The 18,353-nt window shown below is 50.4% G+C and carries 20 protein-coding genes; all 20 read left to right on the top strand.

What is annotated here, in order from left to right; translation table 11 throughout:
* Window positions 1-4: 4 nt before the first annotated feature.
* The 20 genes from HQN60_RS15555 (at window position 5) to HQN60_RS15455 (ending at window position 18,244) form a co-directional block, all read left to right on the top strand.
* Window positions 5-370, top strand: a complete 366-nt coding sequence (locus HQN60_RS15555; RefSeq protein WP_173534522.1) for a GPW/gp25 family protein — start codon at window positions 5-7, stop codon at window positions 368-370.
* Window positions 363-1,487: a baseplate assembly protein gene (locus tag HQN60_RS15550; RefSeq protein WP_173534521.1), complete on the top strand. Its 1,125-nt coding sequence runs from the start codon at window positions 363-365 to the stop codon at window positions 1,485-1,487. The genes HQN60_RS15555 and HQN60_RS15550 overlap by 8 nt, the downstream gene beginning before the upstream one ends.
* Entirely contained in the window at window positions 1,480-2,061 is a 582-nt protein-coding gene (locus HQN60_RS15545) for a phage tail protein I (RefSeq protein WP_173534520.1), read from the top strand. Before HQN60_RS15550 ends, HQN60_RS15545 begins: the two co-directional genes overlap by 8 nt.
* Window positions 2,061-4,253, top strand: a complete 2,193-nt coding sequence (locus tag HQN60_RS16045) for a hypothetical protein (protein WP_217390175.1) — start codon at window positions 2,061-2,063, stop codon at window positions 4,251-4,253. The genes HQN60_RS15545 and HQN60_RS16045 overlap by 1 nt, the downstream gene beginning before the upstream one ends.
* A 14-nt stretch (window positions 4,254-4,267) precedes the next feature.
* The gene (locus HQN60_RS15530; RefSeq protein WP_173534519.1) at window positions 4,268-5,011 is read left to right on the top strand and encodes a DUF4376 domain-containing protein; all 744 of its coding nucleotides are present in this window, start codon (window positions 4,268-4,270) and stop codon (window positions 5,009-5,011) included.
* A gap of 8 nt (window positions 5,012-5,019) precedes the next feature.
* Window positions 5,020-5,589, top strand: coding sequence for a DUF7338 family protein (locus HQN60_RS15525; RefSeq protein ID WP_173534518.1), 570 nt, complete (start codon window positions 5,020-5,022; stop codon window positions 5,587-5,589).
* A gap of 6 nt (window positions 5,590-5,595) precedes the next feature.
* On the top strand, window positions 5,596-5,877 hold the full coding sequence (locus tag HQN60_RS15520; protein WP_173534517.1) for a phage holin family protein: 282 nt from the start codon (window positions 5,596-5,598) through the stop codon (window positions 5,875-5,877).
* 62 nt (window positions 5,878-5,939) lie between these two features.
* Window positions 5,940-6,374 (top strand): M15 family metallopeptidase, encoded by a 435-nt coding sequence (locus tag HQN60_RS15515; RefSeq protein WP_173534516.1) that lies wholly within the window; start codon window positions 5,940-5,942, stop codon window positions 6,372-6,374.
* On the top strand, window positions 6,371-6,937 hold the full coding sequence (locus HQN60_RS15510; protein ID WP_173534515.1) for a hypothetical protein: 567 nt from the start codon (window positions 6,371-6,373) through the stop codon (window positions 6,935-6,937). Before HQN60_RS15515 ends, HQN60_RS15510 begins: the two co-directional genes overlap by 4 nt.
* 180 nt (window positions 6,938-7,117) lie before the next feature.
* On the top strand, window positions 7,118-7,312 hold the full coding sequence (locus HQN60_RS15505; RefSeq protein WP_173534514.1) for a Com family DNA-binding transcriptional regulator: 195 nt from the start codon (window positions 7,118-7,120) through the stop codon (window positions 7,310-7,312).
* Window positions 7,275-8,075: a DNA adenine methylase gene (locus HQN60_RS15500; RefSeq protein WP_173534513.1), complete on the top strand. Its 801-nt coding sequence runs from the start codon at window positions 7,275-7,277 to the stop codon at window positions 8,073-8,075. The genes HQN60_RS15505 and HQN60_RS15500 overlap by 38 nt, the downstream gene beginning before the upstream one ends.
* An 859-nt stretch (window positions 8,076-8,934) precedes the next feature.
* Window positions 8,935-9,219, top strand: coding sequence for a site-specific integrase (locus HQN60_RS15495; RefSeq protein ID WP_173534512.1), 285 nt, complete (start codon window positions 8,935-8,937; stop codon window positions 9,217-9,219).
* Window positions 9,220-9,660: 441 nt separating this feature from the next.
* Window positions 9,661-12,117, top strand: coding sequence for an AAA family ATPase (locus tag HQN60_RS15490; RefSeq protein WP_217390172.1), 2,457 nt, complete (start codon window positions 9,661-9,663; stop codon window positions 12,115-12,117).
* 336 nt (window positions 12,118-12,453) lie between these two features.
* Entirely contained in the window at window positions 12,454-12,888 is a 435-nt protein-coding gene (locus tag HQN60_RS15485; RefSeq protein WP_173534511.1) for a M15 family metallopeptidase, read from the top strand.
* Between the two features lie 518 nt (window positions 12,889-13,406).
* Entirely contained in the window at window positions 13,407-14,018 is a 612-nt protein-coding gene (locus HQN60_RS15480) for a LysE family translocator (protein ID WP_173534510.1), read from the top strand.
* Window positions 14,019-14,181: 163 nt separating this feature from the next.
* Window positions 14,182-14,856 carry a hypothetical protein gene (locus tag HQN60_RS15475; protein ID WP_173534509.1) on the top strand — a complete coding sequence of 225 codons (675 nt, stop codon included), beginning with the start codon at window positions 14,182-14,184 and terminating at the stop codon, window positions 14,854-14,856.
* A 119-nt stretch (window positions 14,857-14,975) separates the two neighbouring features.
* Window positions 14,976-15,326 carry a cupin domain-containing protein gene (locus tag HQN60_RS15470; RefSeq protein WP_264757836.1) on the top strand — a complete coding sequence of 117 codons (351 nt, stop codon included), beginning with the start codon at window positions 14,976-14,978 and terminating at the stop codon, window positions 15,324-15,326.
* Window positions 15,327-15,441: 115 nt separating this feature from the next.
* A complete protein-coding gene (locus tag HQN60_RS15465; RefSeq protein WP_173534507.1) occupies window positions 15,442-15,672 on the top strand; it encodes a hypothetical protein in 231 nt (76 codons plus the stop codon).
* A gap of 180 nt (window positions 15,673-15,852) precedes the next feature.
* Complete coding sequence (locus tag HQN60_RS15460) at window positions 15,853-16,500, top strand: NAD(P)H-binding protein (protein ID WP_217390170.1); 648 nt, start codon at window positions 15,853-15,855, stop codon at window positions 16,498-16,500.
* 340 nt (window positions 16,501-16,840) lie between these two features.
* Complete coding sequence (locus HQN60_RS15455; protein WP_173534506.1) at window positions 16,841-18,244, top strand: MFS transporter; 1,404 nt, start codon at window positions 16,841-16,843, stop codon at window positions 18,242-18,244.
* Window positions 18,245-18,353 lie beyond the last annotated feature (109 nt).

Here is an 18,353-nt window from a genome sequence, read left to right as displayed (position 1 = left end):
GCGTATGGACGTGACCGAGATTCAAAGCAGCGAGTGGAGTATGGCGCTAGGGCAGTTTGATCGGGTCGTTGAAGCCTTTGCCGATGTTGATCAATGCCTACGGATTATTATCCGCACACCCAAAGGCAGCGATCCACATCGGCCTTTATTTGGCTGCGATATTTGGCAGCATTTAGATAAGCCAATCAATCAAGTGCGGCCGTTAGTGATTCGCGAGTTGATTGATGCATTGTCGATGTGGGAGCCACGCATTATGTTATTGCGGATTGAAGTCGAAGCGGCTGATTTGCACTGGCTGAATTTTAAAATTGTTTGGCAGCCCGCAGCAGGGGGCGAGCCACGACAGACCGAGGTGTTTTATCGTGAGTAATTTAATGGTGAATTCACCCATTCCGCAATTAATCGACCGTGATCCGGAACGCATTACGCTTGAAATGATTGCTGAGTTTGAGCGGTTGACGGGTAAAAAACTCTATCCAGCGCAACCGGAAATGCTGTTTATTAACTTTATGGCGTATCGAGAAGTGTTGTTGCGCGAAGCAGTGCAAGATGCTGGCCTGCAAAATTTAGTGCGTTTTGCCCGCGGGCAAATGCTTGATGAAATCGCTAAAAATTACGATGAAGTAGCGCGCTTGCCAGCGCAACCAGCACGCTGCGATCTGGAATTCAGCTTAATTACGCCATTGGCTGTGCCGCTCGTCATTCCAGCTGGCACGCGTGTGGGGAGTCAAAATGGCCGCGTCACCATGGCAACGTTACAAAATGCAATTTTGCCTGCTGGCAGTTTAAGCATCGTCGTTGCCAGCTCAGCGATTGATGCCGGGGTTGCTGGTAATGGTTATATCGCTGGGCAAATTACCGAGTTATTGACGGGGATTGCTGGCGCTACGCCAGCGGTGCGCAATGTGATTGAGACCAGCGATGGTAGCGAAGCTGAAGATGATGCGCGCTTTCGTGATCGTCTGCTCGATGCGCCGGAGGCGTATAGCGTTGCTGGTCCTGTGGGGGCTTATCGATTTTTTGCCAAATCAGCGCATCCCGACATTATCGATGTTCACGTTGCTACACCGCAGCCAGGCTCGATTGCTTTATATCCGCTGATGCGTAGTGGTTTGCCATCGCAAAGCATTTTGGATGCCGTGCTGTTGAAGTGTTCCAGTGAAGATCGCCGGCCATTGTGCGACAGCGTCAGTGCGATTAAGCCAACCGAGATTACGTTTAGCGTGGGCGCTAATTTGACTTTATATAGCAGCGCGAATGTTACGCAAACCCTGAGCGCAGCGAGAGCCAGTTTAGATGCCTTACTGCTGCAAATGCGCAGTCAGCTTGGCAGCGATATTGTTCCCAGCCAGATCACAGCTGCATTGCAAGTACCTGGGGTGAAGCGCGTTGAATTGCCTGGCTTAATTTATAAGGCGGTCGCTCAAACGCAATGGTCGCGCTGTACTGCTGTGACCATTAACTTAACGGGGGTTGAGGATGGCTGATTTTCCTGATCTGGTCCCACCACTGGCTAGCGATCCTCGGTTTAACGCGCTGGCCCAGATGCAACAAAGCCGCCTCAGTTTAGATCTGAAGCGGCTTTTTCTTATTCGCTCGCAAACAGTGAAAAGCGATGTTTTACCGTGGCTGGCCGATCAGCTTAGTTTAATTGGCGATGGCTGGGAGCTCGCTGAATCAGATACTGCGCAACGTGAATTAATCGCCGGTGCCATTGCATTACACAAGCGTAAAGGCACACCACGCGCCATTCGCGACATTGTTCGTCGATTGGGTTTTGGTGAAGTAGACATCATCGAAAGCATTTCACGTTGCCAGCACGACGGTAAGAGAAAACGAAACGGCATGATGGTGCGAGGCAATATCGTCGATTGGGCCTCGTACCGAGTGTTGATGCTTGATCGGGTGCTAACGATCGATCAAGCGGATCGATTAGAAAAATTATTACGTAACTTTGCACCAGCGCGTTGCAATTTAGCCAGCATCGAATACCGCGCGGTACCAGTGCGGCGTAATGGCGTGGCACGGCATGACCGAACTTATAAACACGGGAGCAATTAATGGCCGCTTTACAAGAAAATGGAAACTGGGAAAACGAGATTTATCAATGGGAAACCAGCGACCCCGTAGAGGGTGGACCGTCTGGCATTGATAATGTACCAACACGGCAACTTGCCAATCGAACCGCGTATTTACGCAAAATTGGTATTCCAGAGTGGTCTTCAACTGTCGCTTATCCTGTCGGCGCTTACGTTCAAGCTGCGGGTAAAACATGGAAATCAAAGGCTATTAACACGAATAAGCCACCGGCAACGAGTGCGACAGAATGGGTCGAATGGGCGCTGGATTTAACGGCGCTCGATACGCTGTTTGCGCGGTTGGCCAGCCCGACATTCACCGGGGTGCCAAAAGTGCCGACCGCTGCTGATGGCACGAGCGACACGCAAGCCGCGAGTACCGCTTTTGTTCAGTCGGCAGTCGGTGGTTATCTCGCAAAATCCATCACCGGCGGCACGGTCACGCTGACTGCTGCAGAAGCGAGCAATCCAGCACTAGGATTTTCTGGCACGTTGACCAGTAATGCCGTCGTCGTGATTCCCGATGGTTCTAGCCGCGTTTGGGCGATTAATAACGTCACCGCTGGCGCGTTTACGCTGACTGTTAAAACTGTCGCCGGTGCTGGGGTGTTGGTCGCACAAGGTAAACGAAATTTGGTTTACAGCAACGGCACCGATATGTTCGATGCATTTACCGATTTTGAATCAATCGCAATGACCGGCGTGCCGACTGCCCCGACTCCGGCCGTCAATACCAATACCACTCAAATCGCGACCACGGCTGCCTTGCTAGCGCAAATCGCGGTGAGCGTGCCAGCGGCATCGGAATCAGTACTGGGCAAAGTTGAGCTGGCAACTGCAGCCGAAACCGTCACAGGTACAAGTACGACGCTCGCCGTGCATCCTGCGGGCGTCGCTGCGGCGATTGCTGCATTGGTGAACTCATCCCCAGCTGCGCTCGATACGCTGAATGAGCTAGCCATCGCGCTGGGCAATGACCCTAATTTCGCCACCACAATGACGAATGCGCTGGCACTTAAAGCGCCGTTGGCCAGTCCTGCGCTGACTGGATCCCCGACCGCGCCAACGGCCGCATTGGGCGATAACGACAGCTCAATCGCCAACACTCAGTTTGTGCAATCGACCGTCAACGGCAAATTAGTTAAATCAGTCGCGGGCGGGGTAACCGTCACGCTCACCGCCGCCGAGGCCGGTGTTGCGATTTTAGAATTCACAGGCGCTTTGACTGCGAACATTGCCGTAGTGGTGCCGACCGGTCCGGGTAAATGGACCATCGCCAACAAAACAACTGGCGCGTTCACACTGACAGTCAAAACCGCAGCGGGTAGCGGTGTGGCGGTCACGCAGGGTAAAACATGGGCGGTTTATTGCGATGGCGTCAATGTTGTTGATTCGTTGACTGATTTTCACGATGTGGCGATGACGGGGGTTTCGACTGCGCCGACTGCACCGCTGGGAACAAATTCGCAGCAGATTGCGAATATGGCCGCGCTACAAGCTTCGGCAGCAACGCGGGTGCTGCAGTTGGGCACCGGCGTTGCGCTGCCAGTTGCCAATGTCGGCCCGATTTGGCATGACGATTACGGCTCGCTCATGACTTGGCAGACTTTTAACGCCAACGGCGCGAACTATGTGGGTTATGCGTCGACATTGATCGGCAATTTGCTGCAAGACACTCAGCCGACGCCGCGCACCGGCTATATCAAATCTGGTACGCAGAATTTGAGCCGCACGACGTATGCCGCGCTGCGGGCTTGGGCGATGCATAACGGGTTAATGGTCGCGCTCGGTACGTGGGTCGCGGGGGCGTTGATGGTTGCAGATAACGCCGACGGCACGACGTTCCGGATTTATGACGTTCGCGGTGAGTTTCCGAGGTTTTGGGATGATGGGCGGGGTGTTGATGCGGGGCGTGTATTTGGGTCAAACCAGACGGATGCAATCCGAAATATTGCTGGCCAAACCATTTTAGGTGGGGGGCAAGGTAGCGTCGTCCCTTCGTCTTGCACGGGGGCTTTCGCGGCGGTCAATCTTGGAATTAATGCGCGGCAAGATGGAAGTGTGGGCCCATCGATTACTAATTATGGTCTGCAATTCGATGCTTCACGCGTGGTTCCTATTGCAAGTGAAAATCGATCACGTAATGCCGCGCTGCTCGCTAGCATTAAATTCTAATGGAACATCTCGATATGAAAATCAATCATTACTCATCAGCGACTGGCGAATTCATTACAGAGGTCGTTGCCGATTTTTCTTCGCTTGAACCCGATGTGCCTTTAATTCCAACGTATGCAACGCCGATTGATCCGCCAGCCGTGCAAGCGCGCGAGGTTTCGGTATTTCGATCAGTGGATGGCTCGGTGCCGGAGTGTGCTGCGGATGGCGCATGGCACGTATTGCCCGATTGGCGAAGTGTGGCCTTGTTTTCAACACTAAACGGGGATGGGGTATCGATTACTGAAATCGGACAACTGCCGTCAGACGTGCAGGCGACTGAGTTGCCACGCCCGTCGCCAGCGCATGCGTGGTCGGGTAAAGGCTGGGTGTTTAACGCTGAAAAACAAGCTGAGCTCGATGCACGATCGCGTGAGCGCGTGACGCTACAAATCAACAACTGGCGCGACCAGCAAGAGCAAACAGGGTTTTTGTTTGGCCACGCCGAGCACACATGGGACGGCGGCGTGGCGGTTGCGACGCGATTACAAAACAGCGTCAAAATGCCGTCATTGCCGAACGGGTTTTATTGGACTGACGCCGATAATGTCGATGTGCCGATGACTCACTTGCAACTATCGCACCTCAACGCTGCGCATGACCAAGCCATTTTCGCGCAGGGGTTTCGGATTCACGATCGACAAAGGACGATGAAAGCCGAAGTTGAAAAACTGAGTGGCGAAGCGCTTGCGGCGTATGTCGTGGGGTGGCCAGCATGAGGCTGATCATGATGTGGCCATTTTTGGCCTTGATTGATGTGCTGTTTACGGTGCTGGCGATGCTACTGGCGCCGGTGATTGCACTGTTTGTTCGACGCGATGGTTATTTGCCGCCTTGGCTATGGTGGTTTCAAACGCCGGACTCGCGCATGGATGGCTGCAATGGCGATGCTGGTTTTTGTGCGTCGCACACCGCCAGTTGGTGGACGTATGTGCTGTGGCAGTGGCGCAATCCTGCAGCAGGCTTTTCGTTTTGGCTTGGGCAAACGTTTGATCGTCCGACTTTTCGGCATTGGGGCAATTTGCAGGCGCGGCGCGTGCCGACGTATATCCCCGGCGCGTATTTAACGCTGGTGACTGATCAAAAAGGTCGCTGTGCGTTTGAGTTTTCGGCAACTTGGCCGTCGCTGTTTGGGCGTTGCATCAATATTCGCGTCGGGTGGAAGCTGGGTAATTTGCTACGCGATCCGACTGAGCGAATCCCGATTTGTCATCGGTTTAGTCCGCTAATGCAGCGGGGCAAAACAGAAAATCAACCTCCCGCAAAAGCGGGTTTTTTTACGTCTCAAGATCGGTGAAGCGATATGCAAGAACATGAAAAAACATTAATCAGCGTGTTAGTGGCGGGGGCTTTGATCGGGCTGGGTAAGTTGCTGGTTTCGAAAGAGGAATTGACGGTGCGCTTGTGTTTTGGGCGTTCAATCTTGGGCGCGGCAACGTCGTCGATTGCCGGTTTGGCGTTGATTCAGATCCCCGATTTGCACCCCATTGCTTTGCTGGCGATGGGCTCGGCACTGGGGATTGTTGGCGCGCAATTTGTCGAGCTCTGGTTTAAGAAGCAAGCCAACAAAATCAACGGCGGTTAATTCGTCATCGCTCAACGACCCGCCTGTCTGTATGGATTGGCGGGTTTTTTATGGAAAAAATCATGTCTAGTCGTGAACTCAAAGATTTACACGCCAGCATCCGTGGGCTTGCTGAGCAATTTATTGCCGAAGCCAATGCCACGTTACAACAGCAAACTCCAGCGCTTGAAGTGCGTTTGACTTGCACTTGGCGGCCGCAGTCTGAGCAAAATGCTTTGTACGCGCAAGGGCGAACCAAGCAGGGACCTAAAGTGACATGGACCCAAAGCAGCGCGCATAACACCGATTTGCCAGAAACGCCGCATGGCGACGCTGAGGCGCTCGATGTCGGTGTGTTTGAAAACGGTAAGTACTTGCAAGGCAATAACGCCAGAGAATTGGGTTTTTATTTAAGCCTAGGGCCGATTGGCGAGCGCTTTGGTTTTGTGTGGGGTGGCCGCTGGAAAACGCCAGATTATCCGCACTATGAGCGTAAAGAATGGCGGACTGCGCGATGAAACAACTAACCCTTAAAAATGTCATCGTACTGCTTGTGTTCCTGTTTGTTGCTTGGCTCGGTTATCTGCTTGGGGATTATCGCCATCCTGTTTCTGAAGTGGTAACGGCATTGCCCGCCGTGCAACAAAGCGACGGCAGTGTGATTGCTGCGCGAAGCCCTGTCGCCAAACCGTCGTCAGCACCGCATGTTTTGCCAACGGGTAGCCGAGAAGAGCGGCGCATTGCAGTGACTGTGAAGCCAAAACCATCAGCAAATCAAGCCTCGGTGCTAGATTGTCCGCCGGTAACGGTTGATTTGAGCTTAGTGCAATCGGGCGATGGTCGGCGCATCGTCGCCAGCTCGCAAGATGGCGAAGTGGTCAGTGCCATTGATATGCCACTCGAGGCCAGCTATATCCCACCGCCGGCTAAAGTTTGGGCGGTAGGTGTGAGTTATAGCAGTGATCGTGAAAAAGGCATTTGGCTCGAGCGCGATTTATCGCGTGTGCGGCTGGGCGTAGATTTGGCGCAAAGCCTATCGGGTAAAAACACCGCCCGAGTTCGAGCTGGATGGGTATTTTAAATCCACAAAAGCTGAGGTTAATGCTGTGGATAAGTAGTAGATAAGCGGATCAAACCGAACGCCCATGCGGCTTGATCGTCGTGACTAAAAAATAATCAGCCCACCCTTGCTTATATGGCAAGGGTGGGTTTTTTTTTGCATTTTACAAACATAAAAAGAACGTTTGTTCTATAATGTGCTATGCAAAATATACGTTGTTCTCAGTGCAATAAAAAGCTCGCAGAAGGGCGATTTATTGAACTTTCTATCAAGTGTCCCCGGTGCGGGGCGCTTAATCATCTGAAGGCCTCGAGCCTCCAATTCGATCCTAATCAAGGATCTGACTCTGGAGTTGCTGATGTCCACATCCCCCATCATTCCTTGGCTCGGCGGTAAGCGCCGACTGGCTGATCGCCTATTGCCCTTGTTTCCACCACACGATTGTTATGTTGAAGTCTTTTGTGGTGGCGGCGCTTTGTATTTTTTACGCCCTGTTCCTGCCCCAGTTGAAGTCATTAACGATATCAATGGCGATTTGGTTAATCTGTACCGTGTTGTGCAACACCATTTAGAGGAGTTCGTTCGCCAATTCAAATGGGCGTTGTCATCACGGCAAGTATTTAAGTGGCTGCAGGCCACCCAAACCGAAACACTGACCGATATTCAGCGCGCTGCGCGGTTTTTTTATTTGCAGCAGCATGCCTTTGGCGGCAAGGTCGACGGACAAAACTTCGGTACCGCGACCACCGCACCGATTATCAATCTGTGCCGAATTGAAGAGAATCTTTCATCCGCCCATTTACGCCTGGCGGGTACCACCGTTGAAAATCTAAATTGGCTCGATTGCATGCGTCGTTACGATCGTAAGCACAGCTTCTTTTATTGCGACCCGCCGTATTGGCAAACCGAAGGGTACGGCGTGCCATTTGAATATGATCAATATCTGGCCATGGCAGAGTTTATGAAAAGCTGCGAAGGCAAGGTGATGGTCAGCATCAACGATCATCCCGACATCCGTGCTGCCTTTGCCGGGCTAACCATTCAAGAGCTCAAGATTAAATACAGCAATGGCAATAATGCAAAGCAAGCCCAGGTGAAAAGCAGCAAAGAGCTGGTGATCACCAATTGGGATGCTGGGGCATTGTGTGGTTTGTTTTGAGCTGAAAAGATAAAAACGGTCAGTTCTACGTACAGTGGGCGCTATGCAGAACTGATAAAAAAAAGCCCATCTGGGCTGTGTAGCACTCATTTTTGATAGTGCGCAGCGATTTTTAAAAATATCGGTGCATTCGTTGGTGCTACATTTATTTTTAACTGTGCTTAGCTTGTTGATAAATATGGCGTTTATTTTTAGGTCGTCCAATCGAGCATCGGCGCAATACAGAAGCGGCGGGAAGGGGTGTTGGGTGTTTGAATTGACATTGCAGTATCTATATCGCGGTAGTGTCGGGCCAAGCCCTGAATCTGCACCATTTTACGCGTTTGCCGCCGCGCTGGCTTGTTTTAGTCAATCGGCGGGTTAAAGGGGGGTTGGATGCGACGGGAAATAGTTTGATTGCCTTTCGTTTTGTGCTGGGTATTGCCAGTGATCAAATATTGCTGAAAGCATCGCGGCTTTCCCTCTCCCTTGATGGGAGAGGGCGTAGGGAGAGGGTGAAACTACGGAGTGCAGCTCAACACCCCCATCCCAGCCTTCCCCCATCAAGGGGGAAGGAGCCACAGTCGAGCGAATCCAGCGCTTGCGTTGTAAGGTATCAACACAAAATTTGCACAAAGTCTGAATAAAACAAATTTAATCGATGTATAGCCATCCAGCCTATGCAAATCATAGCCTGTAGTTAAATACCTCGTAGTAAGGCGATTTTTACGTAGGGTGGCTTAGCCCTGTAACCCACCAATCCAACGCCAACCCAACGCAAATCACCATCAGCGCCGCAGCGTTAAATCAACGCCGCCTTTCGCTGCGCCATGCCGTTTTGAATGAAGCCCACCACAGCATCCTGATCCGCAATCGCAAAATGCCACAAGAAAAACTTGGCAATAATCAAACATCACCCTTATTGGCTGAGTCATTTTCAATTATTAAATTGCAAGCTCGGGCTGACGAATGGATATTCCGTTATCATGGAGGTGGTGTAAGGTCGCGCTTTGAGCGGCTATGTGTGTTGTCAGGGACTTCCGGTTTATCTTTTCACGAACTGCGCCATGAAGGCATTAGCGGCTTGTTTGAAGAGCGACGAGATTCAAGAAGTGGTTTTGGTATCGGGGCAACTGGAAGAATTTGGCAAGGTATACACAGTTAAGGGCGGTGGATTTGCATCGGGATGTTGAAGTTGAAAAATCTACATCGGATTTAGCGGAACGGAGTGATAGAAGGTAAATCTAGTTAAAGATCTTTTCTAAACGAATATGATTTATTAGCTTTTTTATAAAATAAAAAATTAATTACATTTTTATAATAATTTTTTGGGTTGTGGATGAGTAGGCGCAGCGGAACTTTTACGCTTGAATTTTTGGACTGGATTATTTCAATTGACCTGGTTTTTTTACAAAGCCGTAGGCGGATAAATAACTAACAGATTTAGCGGAGTCTTCCTCTGCTAATAAAAGGAATGCATGCTACAAGTTCAAACTGAATTCGTACCTGGCTGCTGACGCAACCTGACTGGTTACAAGAGGCCGCAGATAGATTGTTGAGGCAAGGCGATCTGACAAGTAACGATTTACAAGTCATTTGCGCTCTGTTGAAAACGCCCAATGGTCAAAAGGTCACGAAACTTCGCCAATTTGAAAGTTTGATTCAAGTCCCGCACGAAGGGGGAGGGCTGCGTTTAAGTAGTATTGGAGATGTGCATGGTATTGAAAACTTAGGGCCTCGACACCCACTTGCTTTTGGCGAAGGCAACTTAACTGTTATTTATGGTCACAATGGGTCAGGTAAATCAAGTTACACTCGAATTTTGAAGAGGGCCGCTGGAAAAGCTCGGGCGGGAGAACTTAAGCCTAATGTTTTTAAGGCTGTACCCATTGAGAAGAAATGCACGATCACTTATGAATTTGCAGGTAAATGCGTAACGCGAGACTGGCACGCTAATAGTGCAGTCATTGACGAAATCCAAGCCCTAGATGTATTTGATAGTGACGAGGCTACTCACTATCTGCGTAATGAGAGCGTCGCTTCGTACACACCTCATGTTGTGGGAATGTTTGAAGCACTAGCCACTGCGTGTGATCAGATCCGAGCGCTTTTACAGGGAGAGCAAACTCTGCTGGTTAGTGCATTGCCGACTCTTCCTATTGATTACATAGCAACGCTAGAAGGAAGGCGTTACAAAGCGTTGAGTGCTGATACTGCTGAGCTAGCACTAGGGCAACTACTCACGTGGAGTGAGGATGATGGGCGAAAGCTCGAAGAAATTTCAGAGCGTTTGAAAGTAATAGATCCAGCTGCGCAGGCAAAACAGAAGCGAGCGACAAAGTTTCAAGTCGAACGGGTTACCGAGAGCATGAAGCAAGGAGAGTTGTTTTTTGGGCTTGCAAACCAGCAGGTAATTCTAGAGCTACAGGTGTCAGCTAAAAGCAAGCGCTTGATTGCTACTGAGGCAGCACAAGTTACTTCTGCTCAGTTAGAAGGAGTGGGGATTGATACTTGGCGAGAAATGTGGAATGCAGCTAGGGTTTATTCTCAAACGGCTTATCCAGATTTAGCATTCCCTGTTACCAGCGATGCGCGCTGTGTGCTATGCCATCAAGAGTTAGCTCCCGATGCTCAGCAGCGGTTACATGATTTTGAGGCATTCATTCAAGGCCAGTTAGAGAGCGATGCAAATGCCGCAGAAGCTTCTTATACACAATGCCTTGTTGCATTACCAATCATCCCAACTGCGGATCAAATCAGTACACAGTGCGAGGCCGCTGGGATCAATACGCATGAGTGGGTACAGAATTTCAATTCCTTTTGGCAATGGGCTTCGAGTGTCCGATCCAGCCTGCTTGCCGGCGACGAAGTAGGAGAAATTCAAGGGTGGCAGGATTACAGTAATGTGCAGAGATTATTGCTTGCCCATACAGAGCAACTTGAATCTCAGGCTCTTCAATTTGAAATAGATGCACAAGGGTTCGATCGTACTCAGGCATTGAGTGAAAAATTGGCGTTAGAGGCAAAAAAATGGATTGCTCAGCAGGCTGGCTCAGTTCGCAATGAGATCGAGCGACTTAAGCAGGCCAAGGTGCTTGAAGACTGGAAGGTTTTGGCAAACTCCCGGCCCATCTCAATAAAGGCAGCCGCGATCGCAGAAAAGGTCATTACTCAGGCATATGTCATGCGCTTCAATCGAGAGCTGCAGCTTTTGGGAGCTAGTCGGATTCAGGTGGAAATTGTTAAAGCAAGGGCAGAAAAGGGGAGAGTGCTGCATAGACTTCAGTTGAAGGCTGTCCAAGGCAAGCAATCTATTGAATTAGTGTTGAGTGAAGGGGAGCGCCGAATCATCGCACTTGCTGCTTTCTTAGCTGATGTGACTGACAAACCGCAGCCTGCGCCGTTTATTTTCGATGACCCTATTTCATCGTTAGATCATGATTTTGAATGGAGCGTGGCCAGTCGATTGGCTGAACTTGCAAAAACTCGGCAGGTAATTGTGTTTACACATCGACTGTCGCTCTACGGAACCATGGAGGATGTAGCTAAGAAGGTTGGTGAGGTGTGGAAAAAACAACATTTTCAGCAGCTTTGTATCGAGACTTATTCCGGGGTTGCAGGTCATCCTGTGGACAATGCTACGTGGAACGCCAAAACTGAAAAAGCAAATAACATTTTGTTAGACCGACTTGGTGTAGCTAAGAAGGCCGGTGAGGCTGCTGGCGGTGATGCTTACCGTAACAGTGCTCAAGGTATTTGTAGTGATTTTCGTAAATTACTTGAGCGCACGGTTGAAGATGATTTGCTTAATGAGGTCGTCAAGCGCCATAGGAGAAGTATTACCACAGATAACAGGATGGGCGTTCTAGCTAAGATCGAGCACGCAGATTGCCAGTTTATCGATAATCTGATGACTAAATATTCCTGCTATGAGCACAGTCAGTCGCAGGAAGTGCCGAATTTCATTCCAGAAGAACCTGAGCTTAGGAAAGATATTGAATCACTAAAAGTTTGGCGCACGGAATTCAAAACACGTCCAAAATGCGAAACCGTAATGATCTGATTATTCTCTGAGCCCGCAACTGCGGGCTTTTTCTTGTCTGGTATTTGCACGGCATAATGCTCTAACGGTTGGTTGCTGTAGTGGTATTGATAGGCGGCGATGGTTTCGATTCGTTTTAGCTTGAGCATCTTGAGTTTGTAATCTTGGAGTATGTTGACATAGCGGCGGTGGATGGTGGATTCGAGTTGGTGTAGGGCTGTGGCGTTTGTTGCGCGCAACTTGGCAAGTAATGGTTTTGACTGCTATTTAAAAAAATCCGGCCAGCCAAATTAACGACGGTAAATCCGCCAGCGTTGATTGATTCATTGATTTGGCCTTTTTTGATAGGGATAAATCATGTCGAGTCGCGATCTCAAAGATTTGCATGTCAGTATTCGTGTGTTGGCTGAGCAGTTGGTGGCAGAGGCCAATGCCGCTTTGCAGCAGCAAAATCCGGCGCTTGCGGTGCGTTTGGTTTGCACTTGGCGGCCGCAATCTGAGCAAAATGCCTTGTACGCGCAAGGGAGAACTAAGCCCGGGCGTAAGGTCACGTGGGTAACGCACAGCGCGCACAATACCGATTTGGCCGACACCGCGCATGGCGACGCCGAGGCGCTGGATGTGGGGGTGTTTGAAAACGGCAAATATCTGCAGGGCAATACCGCCCGCGAGTTGGCTTTTTATTTATGCCTCGGCCCGATTGGCGAGCGCCTTGGTTTGGCTTGGGGCGGGCGCTGGAAAACACCCGATTACCCACATTTTGAGCGCAAAAAATGGCGCACCGCCCGCTGAAATAGCGGCCCATGTCGTCGGTCATTTGCATTTGATGGCTAAAGTTTGGGCGGCGGGGGTGGACGATCGCGGTGAGCGTAAACAAGCCGCGTGACAAAGGCATTTGGCTTGAGTGCAATCCGTCTGGTGTGCGGTTGGGGCTGAATCTAGCGCCAAGCTCATCCGGTAAATACGCCACTCTAATTCGCGCTAGATGAATATTTTAAATCCACAAGTTCTGAGGTTAACGTTGTGGATAAATGGTAGATAACCCGATCAAACCCAATACCAATGCGGCTTGTAGGTCTTGAGTAAAAAATAATCAACTCACCCTTGTGGGAATAACAAGGGTGGGTTTTTTATTTCTTGCACAGAAATAAAAGCGAAGTGATAAGCCTTTTTGGTGTGTGCATTCAGGCGCAATGCCGTTGGCATGATTGAACGCCATTGCAATCCGGGGGTAACATCCATCGTCAGCCACAAACAAAGATATGCGCCTAAATGCAGGGGTATTTTGGGTTTGTATCATGGGGTTATTTATGAAGCTTTATTCGCTTTTTTTGCTAATGGCGACCGTTACGGTATTTAGCCCTGGCCCCGGCGTTGTCATGACGCTGACTAATGCTTTGCGCTACGGCTTGCGCGGCACGTTTGGTGGCATTCTTGGGATTGCGTTTGGCGCGCTTGTCGTCGCCGCTATTTCTGCAACCAGTCTGGGGGCGCTATTTGCGGCCTCGGCGCTGGCTTTTAATTTGGTTAAATGGATGGGTGCTGCTTATCTGATTTACCTCGGTATTCGGCTTTGGCGCGCACCGCCTTTTCAGTTTGCTGAGCAGTCGGCACACCAAGCTCGTTTTAGTCAGCGCTTTTTTGCCGGGCTTACTTTGCAACTGACCAATCCAAAAGCGATTTTTTTCTTTCTCTCGGTGTTTCCACAATTTATCGATCCACAGCAAGGGTACTCAATGCAATTTGCAACCCTAGTGCTGACTTACAGTGCTTTGGTTGTCTTCATTCATAGTCTTTATGCCATTTTTGCTCAACGAGCCAAGGGTTGGCTGGTATCCGTGCGAGGCGGTCGCATCATCAACAAGTTTGCTGCAACCGCGTTTATGTTTTTCGGCGCGGCGCTGGCCACGGCCAAACGCTGATGCTTAAGTCATTATGCCAAGTGATGCGCCGCGATCAAGCCACACAGGGCTGTGAATTTAAACCTTGGTCGTCACAATGAGCAGATTGTCTTTGTTTAATCGCCACCATGAGATTCAAAGGGTTCGAGGCCATCTTGAGCGAGGCAGTTACCCTCGGCTTCACATGTTCTTGTTGGTTACGCTGACTGGTGCATCTGGTTTTGTCTCGTCTTATCTGTTGCTTCGCGCTGGCTTTGTCGAAATGTGGCTTAGGTATCTCGCGGCGTTTGGCGTGGCGTACTTGATGTTCCTGTTTTTGTTGTGGCTCTGGCTAAAAGTGCGAGCGGATAACTACGCCGATTTTCCTGATCTTTCAACGCTGGCACCTTCTGGTTCAGAGCATTCAGGGGCGGTCTACTGCGGTAATGGCGGCGAATTTGGCGGCGGGGGCGCGAGTGCTTCGTTTGATGTGTCATCGACAAGTGTCCCGGCAACCGATGAGTCGGCTAGCGCCGTTGGCGAAGCGCTTAGTGGTGTCGCCGAATCGGAAGATTTCGCTATTTTGCTCGCAGCCTTGATTCTTGTTGGGGCGATGCTGTTTTCATCACTTTTTATGATCTACTCGGCGCCGGCACTCTTTGCAGAACTGGTGGTGGACGGTGTGTTATCGGCAAGCCTCTATCGCAGGCTTCGCGGGCTTGAAACACGGCATTGGCTTGAGACTGCGCTTCGCCGTACTGCGTTGCCTTTTTTGATCACCGCAGCCATTGTTTCCGCATCCGGTTGGTGCATGGCGCGCTATGCACCGGATGCGCATTCAATTGGCGATGTGATTTCTTATGCCAAGCAGGGGCGCTAGCGACGGTGAAGTTGTCCATTGACTAATGCCGCGCAGCGGTCATCACGCTGCAGTTCGCAGGCTTGATACTCTTTTTTTGTCACGGTTTTTTTAAACCCGCTCGATGATTGGAGATGGCGATGCAATCAAGAATCTTTCCGGTATCAGAATATGTTCGCCCTTCAAACGGCGAACCCATACGCTCTGTGGTGCAGGAAACGAAAGACGCAGTGGTGGTGGTTTGGCATGCCCATCCTGGGCAAGACATCGCCGCCCATATTCACCCGCACGGCCAAGATACGTGGACGGTGATTTCCGGCGAGGCTGATTATTACCAAGGCGGCGGTATTGTTGCTCATCTCAAGGCCGGAGATATTGCCATTGCAAACCCTGGGCAAGTGCATGGTGCTTTAAATACCGGCCAAGTGCCTTTGGTGTTTGTCTCCGTCGTCGCACCGGGCAGCGCCGGTTTTGCTGTGGCAGAAAAATAGTCTTTTTCTTTATGGCTCTACTGGGGCAATCAGGCGGCGTTAGCTGGGTAGATCTAGAAAACCTAGGGCGCTTTAAAGCCATTAATTCGATATGCAATCAAAGGGGAGTAGTGATATGGAAAATACCGAGCAAAAAAATATCATCGCGATTCTAGAAAAAATATTAGCCAATCAAGAATTGCAAATACAAAGACAGTTTGAGGCAATGGATTTACAGAAAAAGCATTTAGAACATAGCCGCCCGTTGTTAGAGCAAGCAAAAAAAACGCAGCAAAAGGCGCAGTTATTATTTTATGGTTTGTTGGCGATTACCGCGGTGTTGTTATGTTTGATTTTTTTACTGTAAACCGTACGGGAACGAACAAAAAAACGCGGGTATCACAGCCGGTCGCTTAATCTTGCAACTGAGTGCGAAACGGGGTGTCCAAGTGCTGGGTATGCCGGTAACGCCGGTAGCGCCGCGCTGTAACCTTGGCGCTGCGGTTTGTTTGTGAGGCAGTGAGTTTGAGTGATAGAGGTTGGATTGGTGCAAAAAACGCTTTTGATTTTAGGGGCAACCGGCGCGGTTGGTCAGCAATTATTGCAACAGGCTTTGGCGCACGCTGATGTCGCAAGGGTGATCGCGCCAACACGGCGCGCCTTAACGGCGCATATTAAATTGCAAAATCCCATTGTCGACTTTAACGCGCTACCCAATGACGCCGCATGGTGGCAGGTGGATGCGGCACTTTGTGCGCTGGGCACCACGCGCAAAATCGCTGGCTCGGCGGCGGCATTTCGGCGCGTTGATTACGACTATGTATTGCAGGCAGCCCAGTGCTTGCATCAGGCAGCAACACCGACCTTGGTATTGAATTCTTCATTGGGCGCCAATGCACAGGCTAGCGGTTTGTATCTGCGCACCAAGGGCGAGGCTGAACGCGATGTACGTGCTTTGGGATTTGGCTCGTTAATTATTGTGCGGCCGTCTTTGCTCGATGCTGGCGAGCGGCCTGATCGACGCCGCGCGGAAGAATTCGGCTTATGGCTCAATCGGCATTTGGCGGCGTGCATTCCAGTGGCGTGGCGGGCGGTGAAGGTTGAGCGTGTGGCCGCGAGCATGCTGGCCGCGGCACTCAACGCCGCGCCTGGGGTGAGCGTCATTGAATCCGCGCAAATGGCCGAGCACGATTGATTTTTTGGTTTTGATTCTGAGCCGAGATTATTTTTGCGGTCTTGAGTTTGCGCATAATCAAACGAATGGATGTTGGTGATTATTTCCTGCCTACCTCGATGGGGTTAGGGCTTTGCGGTGGGTTTTTGTACGGAACAAGCTCTGTGCTGAGCTTATGCTGGGGTCATATTCGGGTATTTGCTTAGCTGGAGCGAATAACTGGTTTTTGCTACGAAATACCCCTATTGCTTTGGTGGTAGGTTTTTGCTTTTGGCGCCCTTGGGGCGCTTTTTTTTTGCCGTATAGTTGGCCGCATACCGCTGATTGAATGGTGCGGCTGGCAAATGAAAGGAAAAAAATCATGACAAAAAGTGCGGTGTTAACGCGTTGGGAGCCGGAAAATCCGGTGTTTTGGCAAGAGCAAGGTCAGTCGGTGGCCAAACGCAATTTGGCGATTTCGATTCCTTGTTTGACTTTGGGTTTTGTGATTTCAGTGCTGTGGAGTGTGGTGGCGCTCAATCTGAATTCGGCAGGGTTTAATTTTAGTAAAGAGCAGTTGTTTATGTTAACGGCGTTGCCGCAATTGTCGGGCGCCACGCTGCGGATTTTTTATTCGTTTATGCCGGCACGATTTGGCGGGCGTAAATGGACGGCGATTTCAACCGCGCTGTTGTTGATTCCGGCGCTGTGGTTGGGCTTTGCGGTGCAAGATCCAACTACGACTTACACCGAGCTATTGGTGATTGCGCTGCTTTGCGGTTTGGGTAGCGGCAACTTTGCTAGCTCGATGGCCAATATTGGTTATTTTTTCCCGACGGCGCAAAAAGGCTCAGCCAATGGTTTAAACGCCGGGTTTGGTAATTTGGGCGTTTCTTTGGCGCAATTATTGATTCCGCTGGCGATCACTTTGCCGTTGTTTGGCGCTTTTGGTGGTGAGGCGCAAAGTTATCTTAAAGCCGGTGCTGCGCAATCGCTTTGGCTACAAAACGCGGGCTTTATGTGGGTGCCATTGATTGCGATTGCGTCGATTGCCGCTTGGTTTGGCATGAATGATATTGCCGATGCGCGCTCGTCGTTTGCGCAGCAAGCGGTGATTTTTCGCCGCAAACACAATTGGCTGATGTGCTGGTTGTATATCGGTACTTTTGGCAGTTTTATTGGCTTTGCAGGGGCATTTGCCTTGCTGACTAAATCCTTGTTTCCTGATGTCGCCGTCATGAAGTATGCCTTTTTAGGACCGTTGATCGGGGCATTAATACGGCCAGTAGGCGGTATTATTTCCGACAAAATTGGCGGTGCTAAGGTTACTCTGGGTGTGTTTATGGCGATGGCATTTTCTGTGTTGGGCGTGTTGGCGTTCTTACCCGAATTAGGTGCTGATGGGCAGTTGAGTGGTGGTTCATGGCCAGGCTTTTTTGCCATGTTTTTATTGCTGTTTACCTTTGCCGGTTTGGGCAATGGCTCGACGTATAAGATGATTCCAACGATTTTTGCCACACTCAGAATGCGTGAAGCCAAGGGCGCTGATGAAGCGGCACAAAAAGCAGCGCGTTTGGGTGGGATGCAAGAATCAGCGGCAGCTGCAGGCTTTATTAGTGCGATTGGTGCGTATGGTGGTTTCTTTATTCCGCAAAGTTTTGGTTTGTCGATGCAAGCCAGCGGCGGGCCAGAATTAGCCTTGTATGCGTTTATTGCTTTTTATGTGAGCTGCGTGTGGATGACTTGGCGTTATTACGCTAGCCCCAAAGCTGAGCTGCCTTGCTAGTAGGTATTGCCATCTAGGCTATGTGTGTTTTGGCTTAGCGGGCAATACGTCGAATAGATATACGATGTTCAAGTTGGGTGTTGATACGTTAAATCGCCAATGCTTGAGT

It is taken from the genome of Deefgea piscis, from assembly GCF_013284055.1.
Classification (GTDB): Bacteria; Pseudomonadota; Gammaproteobacteria; order Burkholderiales; family Chitinibacteraceae; genus Deefgea; species Deefgea piscis.
Note: the sequence above shows the minus strand (reverse complement) of the source record. Positions and strands in the feature narration are given on the sequence as shown.

What these genes read in the sequence shown, in the direction of transcription:
- HQN60_RS15530 (WP_173534519.1), top strand. Translation starts at nt 4,268, where the DNA reads ATGAAAATCAATCATTACTCATCAGCGACTGGCGAATTCATTACAGAG.
- HQN60_RS15475 (WP_173534509.1), top strand. Translation starts at nt 14,182, where the DNA reads ATGTTCTTGTTGGTTACGCTGACTGGTGCATCTGGTTTTGTCTCGTCT.
- HQN60_RS15500 (WP_173534513.1), top strand. Translation starts at nt 7,275, where the DNA reads ATGTCCACATCCCCCATCATTCCTTGGCTCGGCGGTAAGCGCCGACTG.
- HQN60_RS15495 (WP_173534512.1), top strand. Translation starts at nt 8,935, where the DNA reads ATGCCACAAGAAAAACTTGGCAATAATCAAACATCACCCTTATTGGCT.
- HQN60_RS15555 (WP_173534522.1), top strand. Translation starts at nt 5, where the DNA reads ATGGACGTGACCGAGATTCAAAGCAGCGAGTGGAGTATGGCGCTAGGG.
- HQN60_RS15455 (WP_173534506.1), top strand. Translation starts at nt 16,841, where the DNA reads ATGACAAAAAGTGCGGTGTTAACGCGTTGGGAGCCGGAAAATCCGGTG.
- HQN60_RS15515 (WP_173534516.1), top strand. Translation starts at nt 5,940, where the DNA reads ATGTCTAGTCGTGAACTCAAAGATTTACACGCCAGCATCCGTGGGCTT.
- HQN60_RS15465 (WP_173534507.1), top strand. Translation starts at nt 15,442, where the DNA reads ATGGAAAATACCGAGCAAAAAAATATCATCGCGATTCTAGAAAAAATA.
- HQN60_RS15505 (WP_173534514.1), top strand. Translation starts at nt 7,118, where the DNA reads ATGCAAAATATACGTTGTTCTCAGTGCAATAAAAAGCTCGCAGAAGGG.
- HQN60_RS15510 (WP_173534515.1), top strand. Translation starts at nt 6,371, where the DNA reads ATGAAACAACTAACCCTTAAAAATGTCATCGTACTGCTTGTGTTCCTG.
- HQN60_RS15520 (WP_173534517.1), top strand. Translation starts at nt 5,596, where the DNA reads ATGCAAGAACATGAAAAAACATTAATCAGCGTGTTAGTGGCGGGGGCT.
- HQN60_RS15485 (WP_173534511.1), top strand. Translation starts at nt 12,454, where the DNA reads ATGTCGAGTCGCGATCTCAAAGATTTGCATGTCAGTATTCGTGTGTTG.
- HQN60_RS15545 (WP_173534520.1), top strand. Translation starts at nt 1,480, where the DNA reads ATGGCTGATTTTCCTGATCTGGTCCCACCACTGGCTAGCGATCCTCGG.
- HQN60_RS15525 (WP_173534518.1), top strand. Translation starts at nt 5,020, where the DNA reads ATGATGTGGCCATTTTTGGCCTTGATTGATGTGCTGTTTACGGTGCTG.
- HQN60_RS16045 (WP_217390175.1), top strand. Translation starts at nt 2,061, where the DNA reads ATGGCCGCTTTACAAGAAAATGGAAACTGGGAAAACGAGATTTATCAA.
- HQN60_RS15470 (WP_264757836.1), top strand. Translation starts at nt 14,976, where the DNA reads ATGCAATCAAGAATCTTTCCGGTATCAGAATATGTTCGCCCTTCAAAC.
- HQN60_RS15480 (WP_173534510.1), top strand. Translation starts at nt 13,407, where the DNA reads ATGAAGCTTTATTCGCTTTTTTTGCTAATGGCGACCGTTACGGTATTT.